This window comes from Nocardioides sp. NPDC051685, assembly GCF_044453405.1.
Classification (GTDB): Bacteria; Actinomycetota; Actinomycetes; order Propionibacteriales; family Nocardioidaceae; genus Nocardioides.
In genome coordinates, this window is sequence record NZ_JBITCR010000001.1 from 508,735 (window position 1) to 515,451 (window position 6,717).

Below are 6,717 nucleotides of genomic sequence, written 5' to 3' on the forward strand. Positions count from 1 at the left end.
GGTGCGCCCAGGGGGACCGACGCGCTCTTGCGCTGATCCGTTCAGCCGCGCCAGGCGTCCTCGGAGGACAGGTCGGCATGCTGGACGACCCAGGAGTGCATGGCGATCGCCGCGGCGGCGGAGGCGTTGATCGACCGCGTGGACCCGAACTGGGCGATCGAGAAGGTGCCGTCGACGCTCTCGCGGGCCTGCTCGGACAGACCCGGACCCTCCTGCCCGAACAGGAAGCAGACGGACTTCGGCAGCGCCATCGTCTCCAGGTGGAGCGATCCGGGCAGGTTGTCGATGCCGAGGAGGCGTACGTCCCGTTCATGGAGGTACGCCGCGAGCGCGGGCACGTCGGGGTGGTGATGAACGTGCTGGTAACGGTCGGTGACCATCGCGCCGCGGCGGTTCCAGCGGCGGTTGCCGACGATGTGCACCTCGGCGGCGAGGAAGGCGTTGGCGGTGCGGACGATGGTGCCGATGTTGAAGTCGTGCTGCCAGTTCTCGATCGCGACGTGGAAGCCGTGACGGCGCTGGTCGAGGTCTTCGACGATCGCCTCGAGGGTCCAGTAACGGTAACGGTCGACCACGTTGCGGCGGTCACCGTTGGCCAGCAGATCCGGGTCCCAGTGCTCCCCCTCGGGCCACTCACCCTGCCACGGACCCAGCCCGACCTCCGGCTGCCCGTGGGGCATCGGGTCGTACGGAGCTCGGGAATCACCCTCGGACGGTCGTGTCTCGTTCATCGACGAGTCAGAATATTCGACAACAAGAGTTGTTACCTATGGGTACCGTAGGGCGGGTGACAGGTGCGGGGAATTTTGCGCCGCTGATGGCCGGTCTGGACTGGATGAGTCCGGACTTTCTGCTGGCCACTTTCGGCGAGCCGCTCTTCTGGATCAGCCTCATCATCATCTTCATCGAGTGCGGTCTCTTCTTCCCGTTCCTGCCCGGCGACAGCCTGCTGATCGCGCTCGGAATCTTCATCGCGACCGGCAAGATCGACATCTTCCCCGGGCCTGCCGGAGTCGAGATCGTGATCGCGATGCTCTTCTTCCTCGCGGCCGCATTCGCCGGCAACGTGACCGGCTATGAGATCGGCCGCAGGATCGGTCCTCGGCTCTATGAACGCGACGGCCGGTTCATCAAGAAGCGCCATTTCGACCAGACCCGTGAATTCTTCGACAAGCACGGCAACAAGGCGCTGGTGATCGGACGTTTCATCGCGTTCGTACGCACCTATGTCACCGTCGTCGCCGGGGTCACCCACATGGACCGGCGACGGTTCTACTTCTGGAGCTTCATAGGCGGCGTGCTGTGGGTGCTCGCCGTGACGTTGTTCGGGTTCTTCGTCGGGTCCCGCTGGCCCTGGCTGGCCGAAAACATCGACTATCTGATCCTGCTGCTCTTCGCGCTCGCGTTCGCGCCCGCGTTGGTCGAGTGGTGGCGCCGGCGGCGTACGGCCTCGCGACTGGCCGCCGCTCTCGACCGCGACGGTCGCCCGGACCGCGACATCGTCGGACTGGCCGTGCCACCGAGCGCACCGTCGGACGACGAGGCCGACACCCGGGCCGACCGGGCCGGCCACTAACGCGTCAGACGCCCGCCGGCGAGCCGCTCCAGCGCCTCCTCGATCACCTCGCGCTGCTTCGTGAAGGTCCACCTGACCAGATGCTTCCCGGCATCGGAGTCGTAGAACCCCTGCAGCGGGATCGCCACGACCCCAGCGCGCTCCGGCAGCGCCCGGCAGAACTCCAGCCCGTCGGCCCAGCCGAGAGCCTCGATGTCGGAGACGGCGAAGTAGGTGCCCTCCGGGATCGTCACGTCGAGGCCGATCTCCTTCAACCCGCCGCAGAGGAGATCGCGCCGCCCCTGCAGATCGAGGGCGAGCTCCTTGGGCCAGTGGTCGAGATGCTCGAGCGCGTACGCAGCGGCCGGCTGCAGCGGGGCACCGGAGGTGAACGTCAGCCACTGCTTGGCGCCCAGCAGCGCCTGGACCAGGTGTTCGGGTCCGGTCGCCCAGCCGACCTTCCAGCCGGTGAAGGAGAAGGACTTGCCGATGCTCGACAGGGTCAGGGTGCGCTCCCGCATCCCGGGGAACGTGGCGATCGGGAGGTGCGGGGTGCCGTCGAAGGTGAGGTGCTCGTAGACCTCGTCCGAGACCACCGTCAGGTCGTGGTCCCTCGCGAAGCCGGCGACCGTCTCCAGCTCCTCGCGGGTGAGCACGGTGCCGGTCGGGTTGTGCGGGGAGTTGAGCAGGAGCACCTTCGTCTTCGCCGAGACCGCCGCCTCGAGGGCGGCGCGGGGCAGTCTGCCGCCGGGCGCATCCGGGTCCAGGCTGAGCGTCACCGGGCGACGTACGCCGCCTGCGAACTGCACCATGGCCGGGTAGCTGTCGTAGTAGGGCTCCACGAGGATCACCTCGTCGCCCGGGTCGACCAGGGCGAGGATCGCCGCGGCGATCCCCTCGGTCGCGCCGGTGGTCACCGCGACCTCGCGCGCCGGGTCGAAGGTGAGGCCGTAGTGGCGTTGCTGGTGGGCCGCGACCGCCTCACGCAGCGCGGGGATGCCGGGGCCCGGGGCGTACTGGTTCCGGCCGCCCTCCAACGCGCTGACGGCTTCCTTGATGATCTCCGCGGGGCCGTCCACGTCGGGGAAGCCCTGGCCGAGGTTGACCGCGCCGGTGGCGACGGCCAGAGCGGACATCTCGGAGAAGATCGTCGGCGGGATGCCGTGGAGTCGTCGCGCAGTCATGCCGCCGCCTCCGTAGGGCAATGCGAAGAATACAGACGCGGCGGCCTGACCCTTGATGCCGTTCGCTGGCGCTCACTCATACGACTTAGGCTAGGGGCCGTGACCACGGACCAGACCCTTGCTGCCGACATCGACGCCACCTGCCGCCTGCACGGGGAGTTCACACTCCGCTCGGGGCAGGTCAGCGACACCTACTTCGACAAGTACCTCTTCGAGGCCGACCCGGCGCTCCTGGATCGTGTCGCGGCACGCATGGTCGAGCTGCTGCCGGAGGGCACCGAGCTGCTCGGCGGTCTCGAGCTCGGCGGCATCCCGATCGTGACCATGGTGTCGGCCAAGACCGGCATCCCGGCGATCTTCATCCGGAAGAAGGCGAAGGAGTACGGCACCGCCAAGCTCGCCGAGGGGCCGTCCTTCTCCGGGAAGCGGGTGACGCTGATCGAGGACGTGATCACCTCCGGTGGCGCCGTGCGCGACGCGGTCAACGCGCTGCGTCCGCTTGGTGCGGTCGTGGACACTGTGCTGTGTGCGATCGACCGGTCGCCCGAGCCCGGTGAGTCCCTGCGTGACGTCGAGCTGGAGATCCGCTCGGTGCTGACCCGGGCCGACCTGGACGCGGTCAACGCGGCCTCCTAGGGGATTCACATCTGGGGTCGCTAGGCTTCCGCCGCCCTTCCCAACCCGACATCGAAGAGAGCCTCATGATCCTCACCGCCACCCAGCCCGAGGAGCTCACCGGCGTCGCCGGCTGGGCGGTCGACCTGATGGACAAGCTCGGCCCCGTGGGTGCGGGGCTCGGCATCGCGCTGGAGAACCTCTTCCCGCCGCTGCCCTCGGAGATCATCCTGCCGCTGGCCGGTTTCACCGCCGCCCAGGGCCGCTTCACGATCGCCGAGGCGCTGATCTGGACCACCCTCGGCTCGGTCGTCGGCGCGCTCGCGCTCTACCTCATCGGTGCGCTGATCGGCCGTGAGCGGGTCTACTGGATCGGCGAGAAGCTGCCGCTGGTCAAGACCTCCGACCTCGAGAAGACCGAGGCATTCTTCGAGAAGTACGGCGCGTGGACGGTCTTCTTCGGCCGCTTCATCCCGATCTTCCGGTCGCTGATCTCGGTGCCGGCCGGGGTCACCCGGATGCCGATCTGGAAGTTCCTGATCCTGACCACCGTCGGCTCCGCGATCTGGAACACCATCTTCGTCGTCGCCGGCTACCAGCTCGGTGACAACTGGGAGAAGGTCGAGCCGATCGTCGGCCGCTTCCAGAACATCGTCATCCTGATCGTGGCCATCGCGGTCGTGACCTGGATCGGCCTGCGCATCTACAAGATCGTCCGTGGCTCCGACAACGGCGCCAAGGACGACTCGCTCGTCTCCTAGAACCGCTGGTGGGTCGGCGGTGTCATGCCCGGCACCGCCGCTGGCTGCAGCGGGTCGCCGGGCTCACGCCTGGCGAACCAGGTGCCTGCCCTGCCGGCGTACAGCATCACCAGCACCGCGATGATCAGCGCCGGATAGAGCACCGTGAAGAGCGCGAGCAGCGCGGCGATCGGACCGACGACGGTCAGCAGCACCCGGGCCACCTTGGACCGGAACAGCACCATGATCCCCAGCGGGATCGCGATCAGGCTGAGCACGCCGCACGTGGCGAACCAGATCACCATCGCCAACGTCACGCCCAAGTCCTGGGACGACGGGTCGTTGTAGTCGGCGATCCCCGCGGGCACCATGAACACCGAGATCAGCAGCGCGATCACCGATCCCACGATCGTCATGACCGCCGCCGCGACCACCGTCCCCGGACGGGCGTCGGGATCGGGTTGCGGGTAGTGCGGACGCAGGTACGCCGGGGGCTGTTGGCCCATCGCGTACTGGCCGTACGCCGGCGGCGCGTGGCCCCATCCCTGGGGCTGCTGCGGCTGGGTCGGCTGTTGCGGCTGGGGCGCGGCGTAGGGCGTCGGGGGCGGCGGCTCCTGCCCCTGGAACGGCGGCTTGCCGCCGTAGGGGTTGTCGAAGGAGCCGTACTGGTCTGACATGCCGCGGAGCCTATCCGGCCGACTGGGTCAGCGGTCGCGGAACCACGCGGCGACCTCGGGTCGCAGCAGGAACGCGAAGGTCGCGACCGCGGCACCGAAGAGGATCACCGCCGGCGGGAAGGCGAGGGCGAAGAGGAGCAGCGAGAGCGCCGAGATGGCGGCGGAGATCATCAGCGCAACGCGGGCCCACGAGTGGCGGCGGATCGCGAACGCTGCGAACACCCCGGCGGCGACGCACACGAGCGTCACCAGCACGGCCATGATCCAGGCCGAGGCGATGATGATGTCGGTGGTGTAGAGCCCCGCCACCTCACGCATCGCCGGGTCGCTCTCGGCCTGCTTGCGCACCTGCTCGAGGATCAGGTCGGGGTTGGCAGTAGCCGTCACCGCCGAGGCGAGCATCATCAGCGCGGTGAACCCGGACCCGATCCAGGTCAGCGCGGCTGCGGCCATCACGGCACCGGGGCGGCGCTTGGGTGCCACCTTCGTCGCGTGCGCGACCGCGCCGGTCCATGGCGGCGGCTGCTGCGCCGAGAGCCGGGCCGGGCCGGTGGTCGGTCCTGTCGGGGCCGTGGGCGGGGTCGCGGGAGCGGTCGGGGCCACGTACGACTCCTGGTCGGGGTCGCCGCTGTCGAGGGCTTCACGCTTGGTCGGCGCGATCCCGTCGAACCAGTCGCGGGTGGGCGACATCCACAGGAGGATGACGGCCACGGCGGCCAGCGTGGACCAGAACCCTCCGCCGAACATCCCGGCGAAGAAGAGCGGCGCCGCGATGACCGTGAGCGCGAGCCGGGCCTGCTTGCTGCGCTGCAGGACATGCCAGCCGAGGATCACGGCCGCGGCTGCCATGGCGCCGGTGACCAGCGCCATCACATGCATGAGGTCGAGGATGCTGTCGAGGCCGATCCCCGAGCCGGCCAGCGGCGGCTCGGCCAGCACCTCCTCCACCCGCTCCCGGGTGTCCAGGCTGCGCAGCCCGGCGATCTGGTCCCACGCCGCCACCACGGTGAGCAGCGACGCAAGCACGATGAGCCACCCGGCGAGGGTGGCCTGACCGGGGCGAGGAAGCTTCGTTTCAGACATGTCGGGAATCATTTTCTCATCCCGGCCAACTCCGCGTGCCGAGAGGTCACGCGCGTCGGCCGAGACGTCACGCGCGTCGATCGAGTGTGCACGATGATGACGGCTCGGCCGACCGGAGTGACGCTTCGGCCGACGTACGTGCCTATTCGGCCCGGAGGCGGTCGAAGGCCTTGGGGACGGCGAGGGCGGGCAGGGCCTCGGCGATCTCCTTCGCACACGCGGCCGGGGTGGCAGCGGTGGAGTCGACGCGGATGTCGTACGGGTGGGAGTAGACCAGGGTCTGTGACCGGGCGAGGCCGGCAGGCCGGTCGCCGCGGGCGGCCTCACGTCTCTCGAGCTCCTCGGGCGAGCACCAGACCTCGACGAGAGTGACGTCGTAGCCGTCGAGCACCTCGAGCAAGTCCTCGAGCCGCCAGCTCTCGCTGAGCGGGTAGTCCATGATCACGTCGTTGCCGACCGAGGCAAGGGCCGCGATCGCGCGGTGGTAGCCGAGCCGGGTACGCCGCAGCATCTCCGCGATCCCGGCATCGTCGAGCTCGCGCGTGTGCACCGTCGACCGCATCCCGCTGATCCCGTCGACCGGCACCAGGAACCACGGGTCCTCGAGCAGCGGCAACAGCTCCCGCCCGACGCTGCTCTTGCCCGAGCTCGATGCCCCGTTCAACAGGATGATCCGACCGTTGCGCATGCAAGGAGGGTAGGGGCCACCCGCTCGCCGAGGCGTCACGTACGTCGGGGGGGGGGGGGGGGGGGGGGGGCCCCCCCCCCCCCCGGGGGGGGCCCCCCCCCCCCGGGGGGGGCCCCCCCCCCCCGGGGGGGGGGGGGGGGGCGGCCCGGGGGGGGGGGGCGGGGGGGGGGCCCCG

The 6,717-nt window shown here is 69.6% G+C and carries 8 protein-coding genes; 3 read left to right on the forward strand and 5 right to left on the reverse strand.

Annotated elements, in window-relative coordinates; all coding sequences use genetic code 11:
* Window positions 1-41: 41 nt before the first annotated feature.
* Window positions 42-731, reverse strand: a complete 690-nt coding sequence (locus ACIA03_RS02530; RefSeq protein ID WP_396978917.1) for a TrmH family RNA methyltransferase — start codon at window positions 729-731, stop codon at window positions 42-44.
* 104 nt (window positions 732-835) lie between these two features.
* Between ACIA03_RS02530 and ACIA03_RS02535 the strand changes: the two genes are divergently transcribed.
* Window positions 836-1,576: a DedA family protein gene (locus ACIA03_RS02535; RefSeq protein WP_396978919.1), complete on the forward strand. Its 741-nt coding sequence runs from the start codon at window positions 836-838 to the stop codon at window positions 1,574-1,576.
* Here ACIA03_RS02535 and ACIA03_RS02540 read toward each other — a convergent pair.
* Window positions 1,573-2,739: an aminotransferase class I/II-fold pyridoxal phosphate-dependent enzyme gene (locus ACIA03_RS02540; RefSeq protein ID WP_396978921.1), complete on the reverse strand. Its 1,167-nt coding sequence runs from the start codon at window positions 2,737-2,739 to the stop codon at window positions 1,573-1,575. The two genes, ACIA03_RS02535 and ACIA03_RS02540, sit on opposite strands and share 4 nt — an antisense overlap.
* Before the next feature lie 99 nt (window positions 2,740-2,838).
* On the opposite strand from ACIA03_RS02540, the gene pyrE reads away from it, so the two are divergent.
* The gene (gene pyrE / locus ACIA03_RS02545) at window positions 2,839-3,375 is read left to right on the forward strand and encodes an orotate phosphoribosyltransferase (protein ID WP_396978922.1); all 537 of its coding nucleotides are present in this window, start codon (window positions 2,839-2,841) and stop codon (window positions 3,373-3,375) included.
* Window positions 3,376-3,440: 65 nt separating this feature from the next.
* On the forward strand, window positions 3,441-4,115 hold the full coding sequence (locus ACIA03_RS02550; protein ID WP_396978924.1) for a DedA family protein: 675 nt from the start codon (window positions 3,441-3,443) through the stop codon (window positions 4,113-4,115).
* On the opposite strand, the gene ACIA03_RS02555 is transcribed toward ACIA03_RS02550, so the two are convergent.
* The 3 genes from ACIA03_RS02555 to ACIA03_RS02565 all read right to left on the reverse strand — a co-directional run bounded on the left by ACIA03_RS02555 (window position 4,112) and on the right by ACIA03_RS02565 (window position 6,542).
* Window positions 4,112-4,771, reverse strand: a complete 660-nt coding sequence (locus tag ACIA03_RS02555; RefSeq protein WP_396978926.1) for a hypothetical protein — start codon at window positions 4,769-4,771, stop codon at window positions 4,112-4,114. The genes ACIA03_RS02550 and ACIA03_RS02555 overlap by 4 nt on opposite strands.
* A gap of 27 nt (window positions 4,772-4,798) precedes the next feature.
* On the reverse strand, window positions 4,799-5,854 hold the full coding sequence (locus tag ACIA03_RS02560) for a hypothetical protein (RefSeq protein ID WP_396978928.1): 1,056 nt from the start codon (window positions 5,852-5,854) through the stop codon (window positions 4,799-4,801).
* Window positions 5,855-5,996: 142 nt separating this feature from the next.
* On the reverse strand, window positions 5,997-6,542 hold the full coding sequence (locus ACIA03_RS02565) for a chloramphenicol phosphotransferase CPT family protein (RefSeq protein WP_396978930.1): 546 nt from the start codon (window positions 6,540-6,542) through the stop codon (window positions 5,997-5,999).
* Between the last annotated feature and the right edge of the window lie 175 nt (window positions 6,543-6,717).